General features: G+C 67.5%; 11 protein-coding genes. 4 read left to right on the forward strand and 7 right to left on the reverse strand.

Annotated elements, in window-relative coordinates:
- Nucleotides 1-94: 94 nt before the first annotated feature.
- Nucleotides 95-685, forward strand: coding sequence for an HdeD family acid-resistance protein (locus DES45_RS16495; RefSeq protein WP_114771115.1), 591 nt, complete (start codon nucleotides 95-97; stop codon nucleotides 683-685).
- Nucleotides 686-715: 30 nt separating this feature from the next.
- Here DES45_RS16495 and DES45_RS16500 read toward each other — a convergent pair whose 3' ends face one another.
- The gene (locus tag DES45_RS16500; RefSeq protein ID WP_114771116.1) at nucleotides 716-1,060 is read right to left on the reverse strand and encodes a hypothetical protein; all 345 of its coding nucleotides are present in this window, start codon (nucleotides 1,058-1,060) and stop codon (nucleotides 716-718) included.
- 117 nt (nucleotides 1,061-1,177) lie between these two features.
- Complete coding sequence (locus tag DES45_RS16505) at nucleotides 1,178-2,215, reverse strand: zinc-dependent alcohol dehydrogenase family protein (protein WP_114771117.1); 1,038 nt, start codon at nucleotides 2,213-2,215, stop codon at nucleotides 1,178-1,180.
- Between the two features lie 179 nt (nucleotides 2,216-2,394).
- Here DES45_RS16505 and DES45_RS16510 point away from each other — a divergent pair, with 179 nt between their 5' ends.
- Complete coding sequence (locus DES45_RS16510; RefSeq protein WP_114771118.1) at nucleotides 2,395-4,869, forward strand: glucose/quinate/shikimate family membrane-bound PQQ-dependent dehydrogenase; 2,475 nt, start codon at nucleotides 2,395-2,397, stop codon at nucleotides 4,867-4,869.
- A 33-nt stretch (nucleotides 4,870-4,902) separates the two neighbouring features.
- On the opposite strand, the gene rsmD is transcribed toward DES45_RS16510, so the two are convergent.
- Together rsmD and DES45_RS16520 are read right to left on the reverse strand one after the other, a co-directional pair.
- Complete coding sequence (gene rsmD, locus DES45_RS16515) at nucleotides 4,903-5,472, reverse strand: 16S rRNA (guanine(966)-N(2))-methyltransferase RsmD (RefSeq protein ID WP_114771119.1); 570 nt, start codon at nucleotides 5,470-5,472, stop codon at nucleotides 4,903-4,905.
- A gap of 10 nt (nucleotides 5,473-5,482) precedes the next feature.
- Nucleotides 5,483-7,402: a pseudouridine synthase gene (locus DES45_RS16520; RefSeq protein ID WP_245571751.1), complete on the reverse strand. Its 1,920-nt coding sequence runs from the start codon at nucleotides 7,400-7,402 to the stop codon at nucleotides 5,483-5,485.
- Between DES45_RS16520 and DES45_RS16525 the strand changes: the two genes are divergently transcribed.
- Complete coding sequence (locus DES45_RS16525; protein WP_114771120.1) at nucleotides 7,401-7,862, forward strand: nucleoside deaminase; 462 nt, start codon at nucleotides 7,401-7,403, stop codon at nucleotides 7,860-7,862. The genes DES45_RS16520 and DES45_RS16525 overlap by 2 nt on opposite strands.
- Here the strand turns inward: DES45_RS16525 and DES45_RS16530 are convergent, their stop codons facing one another.
- From DES45_RS16530 to DES45_RS16540, 3 genes are all read right to left on the reverse strand, one after another.
- Nucleotides 7,863-8,771 (reverse strand): alpha/beta hydrolase, encoded by a 909-nt coding sequence (locus DES45_RS16530; protein WP_114771121.1) that lies wholly within the window; start codon nucleotides 8,769-8,771, stop codon nucleotides 7,863-7,865.
- A gap of 61 nt (nucleotides 8,772-8,832) precedes the next feature.
- Complete coding sequence (gene purD / locus DES45_RS16535; protein ID WP_114771122.1) at nucleotides 8,833-10,107, reverse strand: phosphoribosylamine--glycine ligase; 1,275 nt, start codon at nucleotides 10,105-10,107, stop codon at nucleotides 8,833-8,835.
- Between the two features lie 272 nt (nucleotides 10,108-10,379).
- Complete coding sequence (locus tag DES45_RS16540) at nucleotides 10,380-13,787, reverse strand: cadherin domain-containing protein (RefSeq protein ID WP_114771123.1); 3,408 nt, start codon at nucleotides 13,785-13,787, stop codon at nucleotides 10,380-10,382.
- Between the two features lie 216 nt (nucleotides 13,788-14,003).
- Between DES45_RS16540 and xseA the strand changes: the two genes are divergently transcribed.
- The gene (gene xseA, locus DES45_RS16545; protein WP_114771124.1) at nucleotides 14,004-15,578 is read left to right on the forward strand and encodes an exodeoxyribonuclease VII large subunit; all 1,575 of its coding nucleotides are present in this window, start codon (nucleotides 14,004-14,006) and stop codon (nucleotides 15,576-15,578) included.
- Nucleotides 15,579-15,595 lie beyond the last annotated feature (17 nt).

The raw sequence follows: 15,595 nt of genomic DNA on the forward strand, positions 1-15,595 counted from the left end.
AATGGGCTAGAATAATTTCTTCGGTAGCGGCGGCCGAGGACGTTCCGTGGGTTCGGGGCGCCCCTGCCGGAGCACGAAGGCACAGGAGCGCGTTATGGCAAAGGCCAAACTCGAAAATCTGGATGGACGGGGCTTCAGCCGGCCGCTGGCGGAGAGCCGCTGGTGGCTGTTCACCGTCGGGGGGCTGCTCGTGCTCGCAGGGCTGAGCGCCCTTGCGATCCCGTTCGTCGCCAGCATCGCGGTCGAGGCGGTGGTCGGCTGGGCCTTCGTGCTCGCCGGACTCGTGCAGCTTGCCTATGCGCTGCGCACGAAGGGGTGGGGCGGCTTCGCTTGGCAGATCCTCATCGGCGCCATTTTCCTGCTCGGGGGCCTCACGCTCATCACCAACCCGGTGGCGGGGCCGCTCAGCCTGACCCTGGTGATCATCGCGACCTTCCTGGCGAGCGGGGTGATCAAGATCCTCGTCGGCTTCCGCCTGCGCCCCATGGACGGCTGGGGATGGTTCGTGCTGCTCGGCATCCTGTCGCTCATCATCGGCGTGCTGATCTGGAGCCGTCTGCCGAGCTCGGCGGCCTGGAGCCTCGGGCTCCTCGTCGGGGTCGACTTCCTGTCGACCGGGCTGGTCTTCATCCGCTTCGGCTTCCTGGCCGGCCAGCGCAACGGAGCCGCCGGCGCGATCGCCTGACGACTCGCTCCATCAGCCGGCGACGAGGCCCTATTGTCCCGTGCGTTTGCGGCGCTGCACGGTCGGGGTCGTTCCCTGGGCAATCTGAAGGCAGGTGAGCATGTCCACGTAACTAGGCGTCCCGCCGATCTGGGATTCCTGCGCGCATCTCTCGCGCAGGGCCGGGGCGGCGGAGCTCCAGCTGCCCTGCAGCTGACGCTCGGCACTGGTTTCGTCCCGCATGCAGCTGTCGTAGGGGTTGGTGTCCTCGGCGCTCAGCGGCTGCGCCGCCTTGCAGGTGGCCTCGACATTGAACCTCGGGAGCTGCTGGGCCATGGCGGACGGCCCCGCCACGCCTGTGCCGATCAGAATCACCCCTAGCCAGCATGCCCTCATGGCGCCCTCCCGTGCTTGCGGGCGCCGACCGCGTCGAGGCCCGGATCACGATAGCGTGTGCGCGGGGGCCGCGTCACGGCCCCACTGAATGAGTAGCCCTCCCGCTCCAAGACGGGTTCAGAACTGCGTGATGACGCTGATGCCGGTTCCCTCGAAGCTGTCCATGCGCGTGAGGGCATCGGGTGCTTCGGCAAGGCTGATCCTCCTGCCGACGAGCTTCTGCGGCGCGAGCTTGCCAGTCTGGATCATGTCCATCATGGCGCTGTAGCGAAACGCCTGCATGCCGTGGCTGCCGCGGATCTCGAGTTCCCACGCGATGACCCGGTCCATCGGAATGCGCGGCGTCGCATGCTCGTCGAGCATCAGGCCGACCTGAACATGCCGCCCCCGTCGCCGCAGGTTTGCGATCGAGTTGAAGCATGTCGTCGGGTGGCCGAGGGCGTCGATCGACACATGGGCGCCGCCCTTCGTGAGTTCCCTGACGGCGCCGACCACATCCGTCTCGGACGCATTGATGGTCGCCACAGCTCCCATCTCACGAGCGAAGGCGAGCTTCTCCTCGGTCAGATCGATGGCGACGACGTTCGCTCCCATGGCGCTCGCGATCATGATGGCCGAGAGGCCGACGCCGCCGCAGCCATGCACTGCAACCCATTCTCCGGGCGTCACGCGGCCCTGGTCCACCACGGCCCGGAACGAGGTCACGAAGCGGCAGCCGAGGCTCGCGGCGGTGGCGAAGTCCAGATCCTCGGGAAGGGCGACGAGGTTCGTATCGGCATAGTCGAGCGCGACATATTCGGCGAAGGAGCCCCACGCCGTGAAGCCGGGCTGGAACTGGTGCTCGCAGACCTGATGGTTGCCCGAATTGCATTCACCGCAATGGCCGCATCCGCCCACGAAGGGAACCGTCACGCGGTCGCCGATCTTCCAGCGCGAGACCTGGGAGCCGACCGCCTGGACGGTTCCGGCAAGCTCGTGCCCGGGAACGTGCGGCAGCACGATATCGGAATCGTGACCCATCCATCCATGCCAGTCGCTGCGGCACAGCCCCGTCGCCTCGACCTTCACCACCACGCTCTGCGCCGCCGGCGACGGATCGGGCACGGTCTGAAGGGAGGGCGGCTGGCGGAACTGTTCGAAGACGACGGCTTTCATGGGAGCAGCTTTCATGCGGATCGACGGAAGCAGGCGGTATAGCGCGCCGTCCGCGCATTCCCAAGCAAGAGGCGGTCTCAAGGTCATGCGGCGTGCACCGTCCGCATTTCCGCCCTGCGCGAACAATTGCGCTCGGGCGGGGTTACCCCGTCGGCGGGCGGCAGAATCGAGGTGGGACGATGATGGGCGTGAGGCGAAGTCCAGGTCTGATCGTGGCTGCGGTTGTCACGGGCCTCTTCGGACTTGCTCTCGGCGCCGGCGGCATCTGGCTCATCATGCTGGGTGGTTCCTGGTACTACGTTGCGGCGGCCGTCGGCTTCCTCCTGACCGCCTTCCTGCTCGTGCGGCGCAGCCCCGCTGCGCTCGGGGTCTATGCGGCGGTCGTGGCCGGGACTCTGGCATGGGCGCTGTGGGAGGTCGGACTCGACTGGTGGCCGCTGGCCGCCCGGGGTGGCGTCGTCTTCCTGCTTGGGATTGTCCTGCTGCTGCCGTGGATCACCCGGGCTCTCAATGGGCGCACCCACGACGAATCCCTACCGCGACGGGTCTCCGCGTTGCGCGGAGCGGGCCTGGCTCTCACGGTCGTTCTGGCCGTCGCCCTTGTGGTCGCGGGGGCCTCCTGGTTCGTCGATCGCCACCGCATCGACGGCATGGCGCCGGATGCGCGTGCAGAGGTGCCTCCCGACGCGCTCGGCGTCCCGCCCGGCGAATGGCATGCCTACGGTCGCACGGCTTACGGCCAGCGCTACTCGCCCCTGAACCAGATCACGCCGGCCAACGTGTCTCAGCTCGAGGTCGCCTGGACATACCGCACGGGCGACGTGCGCGGACAGCCCGGAGACCCGGAGGAGACGACGTTCCAGGTGACGCCGCTGAAGATCGGCAACCGGCTTTTCCTCTGCACCCCGCACCAGTCGATCATCGCGGTCGACGCCACGAGCGGCACGGAGATCTGGCGCTACGATCCCAAGATCCGGGGCGATCTCGCGCTCCAGCACCTGACCTGCCGCGGGCTCTCGTACCATGCGGCCTCGGGCGCGGCTGCCGCCTCCGCGCCGGCTGCACCGATGCCGCCCAGGTCCCCTGCCGTTCCCGATCTGCCGATCGCCGCGTCCGATCATCGGACGACGGAGGAATGCGGCGCGAAGCTCTTCATGCCGACCGCCGATGGCCGCCTGATCGCCATGAACCCGGACAACGGCACCGTCTGCGCCAATTTCGGCGGCGGCAAGGGGCAGATCAATCTGTGGCGCAACATGCCGAACGTGAAGCCTGGAGCCTATTACTCGACGTCGCCGCCCGTGGTGACGCGCAACCTCATCATCGTCGGCGGCACGGTGCTCGACAACGTGTCGACCAGCGAGCAATCCGGCGTCATCCGCGCTTTCGACGTGAACACGGGCCAGCTCGTCTGGAACTGGGACTCCGGCAATCCGGACGTCACCACGCCGATCGCGCCGGGCGAAACCTATGTGCCGAACTCGCCCAACAGCTGGTCGATCTCGAGCGTCGACGAGGAGCTCGGCATGGTCTACGTGCCGCTCGGCAACCAGCCTCCCGACCAGTGGGGCGGGAACCGCAGCGGCAACGTGGAGCGCTTCTCGTCCTCCGTCGTCGCGCTCGACCTTGCCACGGGCCAGGTCCGCTGGCACTTCCAAACGGTCCATCACGATCTCTGGGACTACGACGTTCCGTCCCAGCCCAGCCTGATCAACCTCACGGTGAACGGACAGGTGGTGCCGGCGCTCGTGCAGCCCACCAAGCAGGGGGAGCTCTTCGTGCTCGACCGGCGCAACGGACAGCCGGTGCTTCCCGTGACCGAGAAGCCGGCGCCGCAGGGCGCGGCGGAAGGGGACCGTACAGCACCCACGCAGCCCGTCTCCCGGCTCTCGTTCGACCCGCCGCCGCTGCGGGAGCGCGACATGTGGGGCGCCACCATGTTCGACCAGCTCGCCTGCCGCATCCAGTTCCACCGGCTGCGCTACGAGGGGCGCTACACGCCACCGTCCATGCAAGGCTCGCTGGTGTATCCGGGCAATTTCGGCGTGTTCAACTGGGGCAGCATCGCGGTCGACCCAGAACGCCAGATCGCCTTCACGACGCCCACCTACCTGGCCTTCGTGTCGCGGCTCGTGCCGCGCCCAAACGCCACGACTCTGGTGGTGCAGGGCGAGAACCGACCGGAAGGAAGCCTGCCGGCGCTCAACGAGAATTTCGGCGCGCCCTTCGCGGTCCAGCTCTACCCCTTCACCTCGATCATCGACCTGCCTTGCCAGGCGCCACCCTGGGGCTACGTGGCCGCGGCGGACCTGACCACCGGCAACGTGATCTGGCAGCACAAGAACGGAACCGTGCGCGACCGCTCCCCCATCCCGCTGCCATTCAAGATGGGCGTGCCCAATCTCGGCGGCCCGATCATCACGGCCGGCGGCGTGGCGTTCCTGTCGGGTACGATCGACTATTACGTGCGCGCCTACGACATCCTGAACGGCAAGCAAATCTGGGAAGGCAGGCTCCCGGCGGGCGGACAGGCGACGCCCATGACCTATACGGGCGCGGACGGGCGCCAATACCTGCTGGTGGTCGCCGGCGGCCATGGCTCGCTCGGCACGAAGGCGGGGGATTACGTGATCGCGTACGCGCTGCCGCGATGATGCGGTTCTGCGTCGAGCGAGCGGTGCGGGTGGTCAGTCCGCTCCGCCGGCGGCAAACCGCCCGAACACCACCTTCGTCTCCCCATAGTCGCGGCGCTCGATCTCCTCGAAACCGTCGGGCAGGGTGACCTCGACCCCTTGCGCCTCCTCCACGACCACGAGGGCGTCTGGGGTCAGCCAGCCGCCTTCGGCGCAGGAGCGCAGGGCCTGGGGCGCGAGATCCTTGCCGTAGGGCGGGTCGCAGAAAACCAGCGAGAAGGGGGCGTTGGGAGCGGCCGCGCCCATGCGGGTGGCGTCGCGGCGGAAGAGGCGCGTGGCGCCGCCGGCGCCCAGCGTCTCCACGTTCTCACGGATCAGGCCGCGCGCCTGTGCGCCGTCGTCGACGAATAAGGCGAAGGAGGCGCCGCGCGACAGGGCCTCCAGCCCCATGGCGCCGGTTCCGGCGAAGAGGTCGAGCACGCGGGCGCCCTCGACCGGATCGTCATAGGAATGCTGGAGGATGTTGAAGATCGTCTCGCGCAGGCGGTCCGAAGTCGGACGGATGCCGTCCGATTTCGGCCCTGCCAGCGAGCGGCCGCGCCAGCGCCCGCCCACGATTCTCACGGCCTAGCCCTCACGGACGGCGACCGCGCGGGCCGCCCTTGGAGCCGCCCTTCGGTCCCCCTTTGAAGCCGCCGGAGCCGCCTCTCGGGCCGCCCTTGAAGCCGCCGCCGGAGCCACCTCGCGGGCCACCCCGGCCTGCGCCTTCGCCCCGGGGCGGACCACGGCGCGGACGCTCGTCGCCGCCGGCCCGGAACGGCTTGTCGCCGTCACGGCTGCGGAACGGGCGGTCGCCTTCCGGACGGGGGCGACGGGAACGCTCGTCACCCTCTGAGCGGGCCCGGAACGGCTTGTCGCCGGCTGGGCGGCGCGGCCGGTCGTCGTCGCGGCGAGGGCGGTCGAACCCGCCTTCGCGCCTGCCCCGCGGGGCGCGCTCGCTGCGCTCCGCCTCGCGGTGCGGCCTGTGCTCGGAAGCTTCCTCCCGCGGCTCGCTCACCAGGCGCTCGACCTTCACCTTGCGATCCCCCGACGCGATGGAGCCGACGCGCTGGCGCGGACGTTCGGCGCTGGCGGCACGGGCCGTCTTGGGGTCGGCGTCGCGGCGGGCGAATTTCTTCCGAGGGCCGTCCTCAGTCTCTCCGGCGCGCCAGACGCTCGTCTTCACATCGAGCCGCGAGGGACGCTTCTTCGGCTCCTCCTCGTCCCGGCCGCGACGGTCCTCGCTGCGGGCGCGGAACGGCCGGTCGTCATCGTTTCGGCGGCGGGGACGCTCCTCGTCCCGGTCGCGGCCGAAGCGGCTTGGGCGCTCGTCACGTCCGGCGCGGGCAGGGCGTTCGTCGCGCTCGGCGCGGGCGCGCTCCTCGCGCTCCCGCTTCTTCGGCGAGCCGAAGGGAGCGATGGGCTCGCGCACCGGGCTCTCGAAATCGACGCCGGCTTCGGTCGCGAGCGCCATGCCGAGCTGGTCCTTGAGCACCTTGGTGCGCACCTCCTCCACAAGGCCGGGCTCGATGTCGCCGAGCTGGAACGGCCCGAAGGAGAGGCGGATGAGCCGGTTCACCTGGAGGCCGAGATGCTCCAGGATGCGCTTGACCTCGCGGTTCTTGCCCTCGCGCAGGCCGAGCGTGATCCACGCGTTGTCGCCCTGCACCCGGTCGAGGCGGGCCTCGACGGGACCGTACTCGATGCCCTCGATGGTGATGCCGTCGCGCAGGTTGTCGAGGTCGGCCTGGGTCACCTCGCCATGGGCGCGCACCTTGTAGCGGCGCAGCCAGCCGGTGTCCGGATGGGCGATGACGCGGGCGAGGCCCCCGTCATTGGTGAGGAGCAGGAGCCCCTCGGTGTTGATGTCGAGCCGACCGACCGCCACCACCCGCGGCAGGTCCTCGGGCAGGCTCTCGAACACGGTCGGGCGTCCCTCGGGGTCGCGGGCCGTGGTCACGAGGCCGCGGGGCTTGTGGAACAGCCAGAGGCGGGTGCGCTCCCGAAGGGGCAGGGGCTCCCCGTCGACCGTGATCTTGTCCTCGACCGTTACGTTGACGGCCGGGCTGTCGAGCACCTTGCCGTTGAGGGTCACGCGGCCTTCCGCGATCATGGCCTCCGCGTCCCGGCGGGAGGCGAGGCCCGCGCGGGCGATCACCTTGGCGATGCGGTCTTCCGCGGGCTCCTGGACCTGCGTCTCGGCCGGTGCCTCGGCGCCTGCCTCCAGGACGCGACGCGGGCGCTCATCCTTGGCGCGGTCGAAGCGGCGCGGGCGGTCCTCGCCGCCGCGGCCCCGGAACGGCTTGTCGCCGCCCTCACGGGGCTTACGGGGGCGTTCGTCGCCGCTCCGGGCGCGGAAGGGGCGGTCGCCCTCGTCGCGAGGTTTGCGGAAGGGCCGGTCACCAGAAGGGCGGCCGCGGTCGGAGCGCCCTGGCGGACGGCCCTTCCGATGATTGTCGTTGCTGTCGGTCATGGCGGCCTGATAGCAGAGGTAGCAAAGAGAAGCGAGGGCCATGGACAACGCCGGCTGCAACAAGTTCGATCCCATGGGCGCGGCTTTCGACGAGGCCCGGGCAGCGGCCACCCGCGGCGAGGTGCCGGTGGGGGCCGTGATCGTGCGCGACGGCCGCCTCATCGCATCCGACGGCAACCGGCCGCGCCAGCTGCGCGACCCCTCCGCTCACGCCGAGATGCTGGCGATCCGCCGCGCCTGCGAGGTGCTGGACGACGAGCGGCTGACCGGCTGCGACCTCTACGTGACGCTCGAACCCTGCACCATGTGCGCCGCCGCCATCTCGTTCGCCCGCATCCGGCGGGTCTATTTCGCCGCCTACGACCCGAAAGGCGGCGCCGTCGAGAACGGCGTCCGCTTCTTCGACCAGCCCACCTGCCACCACGCCCCGGAGGTTTATGGCGGCATCCGCGAGAGCGAGGCCGCGACCCTGCTCAGGGGGTTCTTCGAGGGGCGGCGGTAGTCAGCTCTGCAAGAACGCCTGCAGCGCCTCCAGCGTCGCGCTCGGGTTCTCCTCGGCCACGAAATGGCCTGAGGTGATGCCCGTGCCGTGGATTTTCGGCGCAAGGGAGGTGCGCCACACGTCGAGCGGGTGCTCGGCTTGGCCCACGGGGCCGCTGACCAGATAGAAGTCGCTCCAGATCAGGTAGGTCGGGCAGCCGATCGTTTTACCTGCCTCCAGGTCCGCTTCATCCGCTTCGATGTCGCGGGTTGCTCCGGCCCGGTAATCCTCGCAGAAGGCATGGATGCGGGTCGGGTCGTTGCAGCTGTCCCGATAGGATTGCAGCGCGCGCCGGTCGAGGAAGGACAGGTCGCCGGGGGCGGACCACTTGGCGAGGAGCCCTTCGAAATAGGCCAGCGGGTCCTTGCCGATCTCCTGCTCCGGCTTGGGATAGGGCTCGGACAGGAAACCCCAGTGGGCGGCCGGGACCTTGCCGGCCTTCATCTGCGCCCAGACATGGAAGGTCGGCAGGATGTCGAGGAGCGCCAGGCGCTCGACGCGCCCCGGATGGTCGAGGGCGAGCCGGTAGCCGACCCGCGCGCCGCGGTCGTGCCCCGCCACGGCGAAATGCACGTGGCCCAATTCCTCCATCACGGCGACCACGTCGCGGCCCATGGCGCGTTTCGAGTAGGTCTCGTGGGCGGCGTCGCCCTTCGGGGCGGTCGACCAGCCGTAGCCGCGCAGGTCCATGCAGACGACCTTGTGCGTCTCGGCCAGCGCCGGGGCGAGGTGGTGCCACATGACGTGAGTCTCAGGAAAACCATGCAGCAGCACGAGCGGAGGGCCGTTGCCCTTCGAGCGCGCGAAGACGCGCCCGACCTCCGTGTCGATCCAGTGGGAGTCGAAACCGGGAAACAGATCGTCGCTCATGAGGGCCGCCTTGCGATGTCGGACTGGTGTTCGTCCTCATCTAGCGGAGCCGCGCCGTTCGTCAGCCCTCCCGCTCCACGGCGCGCCAGCCGATGTCGCGGCGGCAGAAGCCCTCCGGCCAGTCGATCTTCGAGATGGCCTCGTAGGCTTTGGCCTGCGCCTCGGTGATCGTGCGGCCCCTGGCCGTCACGTCGAGCACGCGCCCGCCATTGGCGAGGATCCTGTCGCCGTCCTGCTTCGTGCCGGCGTGGAACACGATCACGCCGTCGAGGGCCTCGGCCGCCTCGATGCCTTTGATCTCCGAGCCCTTCTCGACCGCACCCGGGTAGCCCTTGGCCGCCATGACCACGGTGAGCGCCGCCTCGGCGCTCCATTGCAGGGAGATGCTGTCGAGCACCCCGTCGCAGGCGGCAAGGAAGGCCGTCACGAGGTCGGATTTGAGGCGCGGCAGCAGCACCTGAGTCTCGGGGTCGCCGAGGCGGGCGTTGTACTCGATGAGCTGCGGGCCCTTGTCGGTCAGCATCAGGCCCGCATAGAGGATCCCCGTATAGGGCGTGTCGCGCGCCTGCATGCCGGCGAGCGTCGGCATGATGATCTCCCGCATCACCCGGTCCTGAAGCGCCGGCGTCAGCACGGCGGCGGGCGAATAGGCCCCCATGCCGCCCGTGTTCGGCCCCTGGTCCCCGTCGAAGACGCGCTTGTGATCCTGGGCGGTGCCGAACGGGATGGCGGTGCGGCCGTCGCAGAGGGCGAAGAAGCTCGCCTCCTCGCCGTCGAGAAAGGCCTCGATCACCACCTCGGCGCCTGCGGCCCCGAGGCCTCCGCCGATCATCATGTCGATGGCGGCCTCCGCCTCCTCGAAGGAGGTGGCGACCACAACGCCCTTGCCGGCCGCGAGCCCGTCCGCCTTCACGACGATCGGCACCCCGTAATTGCGCACATAGGTCTTGGCGACCTCCGCATCGGTGAAGCGCCGGTAGGCGGCGGTTGGGATGCCGAACTCGGCGCAGAGATCCTTCGTGAAGGCCTTAGAGCCTTCGAGCTGCGCGGCCGCCTTGCTCGGCCCGAAGACCTTGATCCCGGCAGCCTTGAGGTCGTCCACGAGCCCGGCGACGAGCGGCGCCTCGGGTCCGACGACGACGAAATCGACCCCCATGGTGCGGCAGAAGGCGATCACTGCCGGGTGATCCGTCACCTCCACGACGACGTTGGTCCCGTGCTGCGCCGTCCCGGGATTGCCCGGAGCGATGAACAGCCGGTCGCAGAGCGGGCTCGCCGAAAGGCTCCAGGCCAGCGCATGCTCCCGTCCGCCGGAACCGATGAGAAGAATGTTCATGCGCAAGCCCTCCTGTGCCGCTTGGGCTCATAAAGGCTCGGAGTGGTTTCGACTACCCTGAAACAGCACTGGGCCGGGTCCCTGCGGGCCGTCCTGGGTCAGGATACGCCTTTTTCAATATGAGGTGCGCTTTGTGAGGTGCGCTTTCCCTCCCCCTAGTGGGGAGGGACCAGGGAGGGGGGTGAGCGATAGCCTATGACGGTCCTGCGCCGACACCCCCACCTCCACTTCCTCCCCACAAGGGGGAGGAGAACAGGTCGGCGCCGTCCCCGTCACACGAAGAAGAAGTCGGATGCGGAGAGGGTCGTGCCCTCACCCTTCTGGAGCTTGAGGCTGGCGATCTCCACCATGGCCTTGGAGCCCGACCCGTCCACGTCGAAGTAGAGCTTCTTGGTCCGGGCGTTGTAGATGAAGAAGTCGTCCTTGTCGGCGGCCTTGTCGCCCACCTTGAAGAAGCTCGCCTTCATCTTCACCGGCTTGTCGAGCGATGCGCCCTTGTTCTTCAGGGACTTGGCGATGGTCTTGTTGGTGAACACCGCGTCGTCGAAGAAGATGCTGTCGTACTTCGGCCCGAAGTCGAGGATCTGGTCCTTGCTCTTGTTGGCCAGCGACTTGTTCGGCTTGCCCTTGGCATCGATCAGCTTGGTGTCGAACACGAACGCATCCTGGCTCGTCTTGCCCTTGCCGCCGGTGAGCTTGTCTTTGCCCTCACCACCCCCGAGCACGTCGTTGCCGGCCTCGCCCCTGAGCGTGTCGTTGCCGCCCCGACCAAGCAGCCGGTCGTTGCCGAGCCCGCCCGAGAGGCTGTCATTGCCAGCCCCGCCCCAGAACACGTCGTCGGCGGCAGAGCCGGCAGTGACCTCCGGATCGACGTTGAGCACGGTGATGTCGAAGCTCTTGTAGACCACATGCGTACCGTCGCTGACCCGAACCTTGATGGTGTGGGCCCGAGCCTGTTCGTAGTCGAGCCTAAACCCATTCTCCACCAGAATCCGGTTGCCATCGAGCTTGAAGCGCCCGCCTGCACCGTCGAGAAGCTGGTAGGTGAGCGCATCGCCATTCGGGTCAGTCGCCGAGAGCGTGCCCACCGGGGTGCCGGTCGGGTCGTACTCCTTGACCACCTTCCCGCTCAGCTCCGGAGGCGCCGGAGGGGCGTTGACCGGAGCGGTCGTGTCGTCGTCCAGAATCTTGCCGGTAGCCGTGACGTTGGCGCCGATGGTGGCGTTGGTGACGCCCTCCAGGCTGACCGTGAAGGTCTCCTCATCCGGCTCGTCGGAGGAGTCCTTGCTGACCAGGACTGTCACCCATGCCTCAAGCGCGCCGTTCGTGAACGCGACCGTACCGGTCGTGCCGGAGAAGTCCTGCGCGTCGGTGTTGCTGTGATTGAGCATCCAGCGGACGGTGGAGTCGCCGCCGGTGGCGCTGTCGCGGGTGATCTTGAACTTGATCTCCGTCGTGCCGGTCCCGGTGCCCTCGGTCACCGTCTTGGTCAGCGAGTCAGCTGCAAACCGCACTTCTGGTGCGGCATCCTGGGCCAGAATGTTGAAGGTGTAGGTTACCTCCTTCCTGAGGGACGGATTCGCTCGATCGAAGGCGACCACGACGAGTTCTCTGGTGCCCGGGCTTTCGTCGAAGATTTCGTTGTTGGTTCTGATCTGACCGGTATTCTCGTTAATCGAGAAGCCGCCATTCGTGATGAGCAATTCGCCATTCACCAGGAACGCGAAGATGTTGTCGGCGTAACCGCTTGCTGCTCCGTCCGGATCCGCCCAGTCGGTATCGACAAGATCAACATTCTCTCCGGTGACGCCAACGCGGATTGAATGCTGTTGTCCGCCGAAAGTCACTGCCGTCGGTGCTTCGTTCACGTCCCTCACATTGATCGTGAGTTCCTGAACGGCGCTGTAGGACGTGCGGTCAAAGGCCTTCACATAGACCTTGTAGATCGCACCCGCTTCATAATCGAGGACGCCGCTGGCGATCTTGAGCTCCTTCGTGCTCGGCTCGATGATGAACTTGCCGTTGGCATTGCCACCGTCGGCTCGGGAATCGTCGAACACGAAGCTGATCCCCGCCGCAGCCGTATCGTCGTCCGTCGCGGTCAGCGCAGCGGCAAGATCTGTTCCTTCGTCAATCGTGATCTCGATTGCGTCTTCGATCTTCACATTCCTCGGGATGCTGTCCACGACTGTCACGATGGATGTTGCGGCCCGGTCGAAATCGTCCGTCACGCTGACCCGAATGTCGCGCGCTTCGAACGTGTCGCCAGCCGAACGTGTATAGGTCAGGGCCTGCACCAGTGCTTCTGCGGCAGCGGCGCTCCCGCCGCTGAGGAACGCGATCTCGATCCGGTCAGCTTGCAAAGTCGTCAGGATACCTTGGGCGACGCCACCGATCTGAATCCTTCCACCTTCCTGAAGCCCATCCGTAAGGACGATCTCATCGTCCGTCTGAATGCCGAGAAGGTCGCCGGCAACGCCGTCGACCATCTCGACTCTGACCTTGCGGATCACGTCGCCGTAGGTCACCGCAATGGGCTGGCCTGCATCGAGCAGGGTGGTTGCGCCGGGCGCGACTCCGACGGTATCGCCGTTGAGGTTCGTTGCCGTGGGTCCGCCCGCTGAGGGAGTGTTGAGGCTGTCATAGATGTTGCTCGCGGCAAAGCCGAGGGCCTCGAGTGCCGTCCTCTGGTCTTGCAGGAGAGCACCACCGGAGAGCCTAAAGACCGCGTTCCCCGCTCCTGAAGCGAACTGGAGGCGAGACATCGTGCCGGTGGCGTCGAATATCGCGCTGATGTTGCTCATGTCGAAAACGAAGACCGGGCTGGTTCCCGACATGTGCTGAATGGAATCGATTCCAGTCAGTGTCTTGCCGCGGAAGTCGAAGTAGCTTCCGCTGAGCCGGAGGGTGTTGCTTGTCGCTTCCGTTCCGTCCTGCAGGCCGCCGTCGATCCCGAAGAGGGCGAGCAAGTGCGCGCTCCGAAGGCTGAACGTATCTCCCTCCGCGGAACCGCGAATCGCCTCGACTCCTCGGAGCGTCGAGAAGTTCGAGAGGTCCAGAGTTCCGCCTCCGACGAAATGGAGTGCATCGTTCCCGTTGCCGCCAGACAGGTTTGCATTTTGCAGCGTGGTCGAGGAGCTGAGAACAAAGACATCGTCGCCAGCCGTGCCCGATATGAGCGTGAGATCCGAGGTGAGAACAATCGCATTGTTGGGACTGACGAGAACATTCTTGTCCGCGGCGTAGATTAAAGGAGAGTTCTCGTCTCCGTATGCAAGGGAGACCCTGACGGTTCTCTCCTCCGCGGTCGGTGTCACCGACGAGGTATTCGTGTAGCTGATCGCACGGAGAGCGGCCGTGACGCTTTCGTTCGTGACGGCAGGGCCGTCGAGCTGAAGAGTCAGTGCGCCGGTCACTCCATCCCGGCTGGCAAAACCGATATATTGGTTATTGTAATAGATCTCAGGACTCTCGGTGGCGAGATTCAGGGTGATGGGACCTACCTCCTTGACTTCTAGGAAGTCGAACGTGGGTGTGCCGCTGAACTCGATTAACTCGACCGTAATTGACCGGAGCGGTTCGGCCACTGCATTCCCTGTAATCGCCGCATCGGCGTCGAGAAGGACGTATTGCCCAGCTTCCGTGCTGACGGATCCGCCGAAGTTGACGATTGCGGCCATTGGAGGTCTCTTCCTTAATGGAGGCGGCTCGCGGCCGCGTCGCTATTTGTATTACGTTTTAACGTTACGAAAGGTCCGGCTGCGAAGCAACCCTGAAGGTCCGCAGCCGCGGCCGCTCGCCGCACCGTTGCACAAGGGAAACGCTTCCCCGCTATCCCCACCTGACGAACGGGGCGGCCTTGGCAGACCCCCGCCCGACCCGGTACTGTTCTCGGCATGTTCGCGGAAAAAGCCCCTTCCAACGCCCCCGAATGGTCGGTCTCCGATCTCGCGGGCGCCCTCAAGCGCACCCTCGAGGATGCGTTCGGTCATGTGCGCCTGCGCGGCGAGGTGTCGGGCTACCGTGGGCCCCATTCGTCGGGGCACGTCTATTTCTGCCTCAAGGACCAGAACGCCCGAATCGATGCGGTGATCTGGAAGGGCTCCTTTGCCAAGCTGAAGATCCGGCCGGAAGAGGGGATGGAGGTGATCGCCACCGGGCGCATCACCACCTTCCCGGGCTCGTCCAAGTATCAGATCGTGGTCGAGACGCTGGAGCCCGCCGGCATCGGCGCCCTCATGGCGGTGCTGGAGGAGCGTCGGCGCAAGCTCAACGCGGAAGGGCTCTTCGCGGCCGAGCGCAAGCGGCGGCTGCCCTATCTGCCGCGGGTGATCGGCGTCGTGACCTCGCCCACCGGCGCTGTGATCCGCGACATCCTGCACCGGCTGGAGGACCGCTTCCCGCGTCAGGTCCTGGTCTGGCCCGTGCGCGTGCAGGGGGATACCTGCGCGGCTGAGGTGGCGGCTGCGATCCGCGGCTTCAACGCGCTCCAGCCCGGCGGCCGGGTGCCGCGGCCCGACGTCCTGATCGTCGCCCGCGGCGGCGGCTCGATCGAGGATCTGTGGGGATTCAACGAGGAAATCGTGGTCCGCGCCGCGGCCGAGAGCGCGATTCCGCTCGTCTCGGCGGTCGGGCACGAGACCGACTGGACCCTGATCGACCACGCGGCCGACGTCCGCGCGCCGACGCCGACGGGCGCCGCCGAGATGGTGGTGCCGGTGCGCATCGAGCTCATGGCGACCGTCAACGACCTCTCACGCCGCCATGTGGAATCGGTGCTGCGGGTGATCGACCGGCGCCGCTCCGACCTGCGCGCCACGGCCCGCGCCCTGCCGACGCCGGAGGTCCTGTTCTCGCCCAAGCGCCAGCGGCTCGATCTCGCGGCCACGAAGCTTTACCCAGCCCTGTCCCGCAATGCCCGCGGGCACGAGGAGCGCCTGCGCCGGCTCGCGACCCAGCTGGCCAACCTGTCGCCGGTGGCCCGCGTCGCCAAGATGCGGGCGCGGCTCGACGCAGTCGAGGTCCGGCCGCAGGAGGCCATGAAGCGCATCCTCCAGAGCCGCGCCGATAAGCTCGACCATATGCGCCAGCGGCTGGAGGCGGCCCGCGCGGCGCTGCTGCGGGCCGAGGTGGTGCGGATCGGCCAGCGGCGAGAGCTGGTGACCGGTCTGGCCGAGCGCCTCGGGCCGGCCCTCGAGGGCCAGATCGCCCGCAAGGCCGATCGTCTGGAATCCGTGGCCCATCTCTTCGACAGCCTGAACTACAAGTCGGTGCTCAAGCGCGGTTTCGCCCTCGTGCGGGATCTCGACGGGCAGCCCTTGCGTTCGGCCGATGCGGTTCTGGACGGGCAGGCCCTCGTGCTCGAATTCGCGGACGGCAAGGCGGATGCGACCGGCGGGCGCATCGGGACGCGGCCGAAGATCGCCAAGCCCAAGATCGCGCTCGCGGAGGAGCAGGGCGCCCTGTTCTGAGGTGTCATTGAAAAGAC

It is taken from the genome of Microvirga subterranea, assembly GCF_003350535.1.
GTDB lineage: Bacteria > Pseudomonadota > Alphaproteobacteria > Rhizobiales > Beijerinckiaceae > Microvirga > Microvirga subterranea.

Bases quoted from the DNA above. Each gene is read 5' to 3' on its own strand.
- DES45_RS16495 (WP_114771115.1), top strand. From the start codon at position 95: ATGGCAAAGGCCAAACTCGAAAATCTGGATGGACGGGGCTTCAGCCGG.
- DES45_RS16500 (WP_114771116.1), bottom strand. From the start codon at position 1,060: ATGAGGGCATGCTGGCTAGGGGTGATTCTGATCGGCACAGGCGTGGCG.
- DES45_RS16505 (WP_114771117.1), bottom strand. From the start codon at position 2,215: ATGAAAGCCGTCGTCTTCGAACAGTTCCGCCAGCCGCCCTCCCTTCAG.
- DES45_RS16510 (WP_114771118.1), top strand. From the start codon at position 2,395: ATGATGGGCGTGAGGCGAAGTCCAGGTCTGATCGTGGCTGCGGTTGTC.
- DES45_RS16525 (WP_114771120.1), top strand. From the start codon at position 7,401: ATGGACAACGCCGGCTGCAACAAGTTCGATCCCATGGGCGCGGCTTTC.
- DES45_RS16520 (WP_245571751.1), bottom strand. From the start codon at position 7,402: ATGGCCCTCGCTTCTCTTTGCTACCTCTGCTATCAGGCCGCCATGACC.
- DES45_RS16530 (WP_114771121.1), bottom strand. From the start codon at position 8,771: ATGAGCGACGATCTGTTTCCCGGTTTCGACTCCCACTGGATCGACACG.
- purD (WP_114771122.1), bottom strand. From the start codon at position 10,107: ATGAACATTCTTCTCATCGGTTCCGGCGGACGGGAGCATGCGCTGGCC.
- DES45_RS16540 (WP_114771123.1), bottom strand. From the start codon at position 13,787: ATGGCCGCAATCGTCAACTTCGGCGGATCCGTCAGCACGGAAGCTGGG.
- xseA (WP_114771124.1), top strand. From the start codon at position 14,004: ATGTTCGCGGAAAAAGCCCCTTCCAACGCCCCCGAATGGTCGGTCTCC.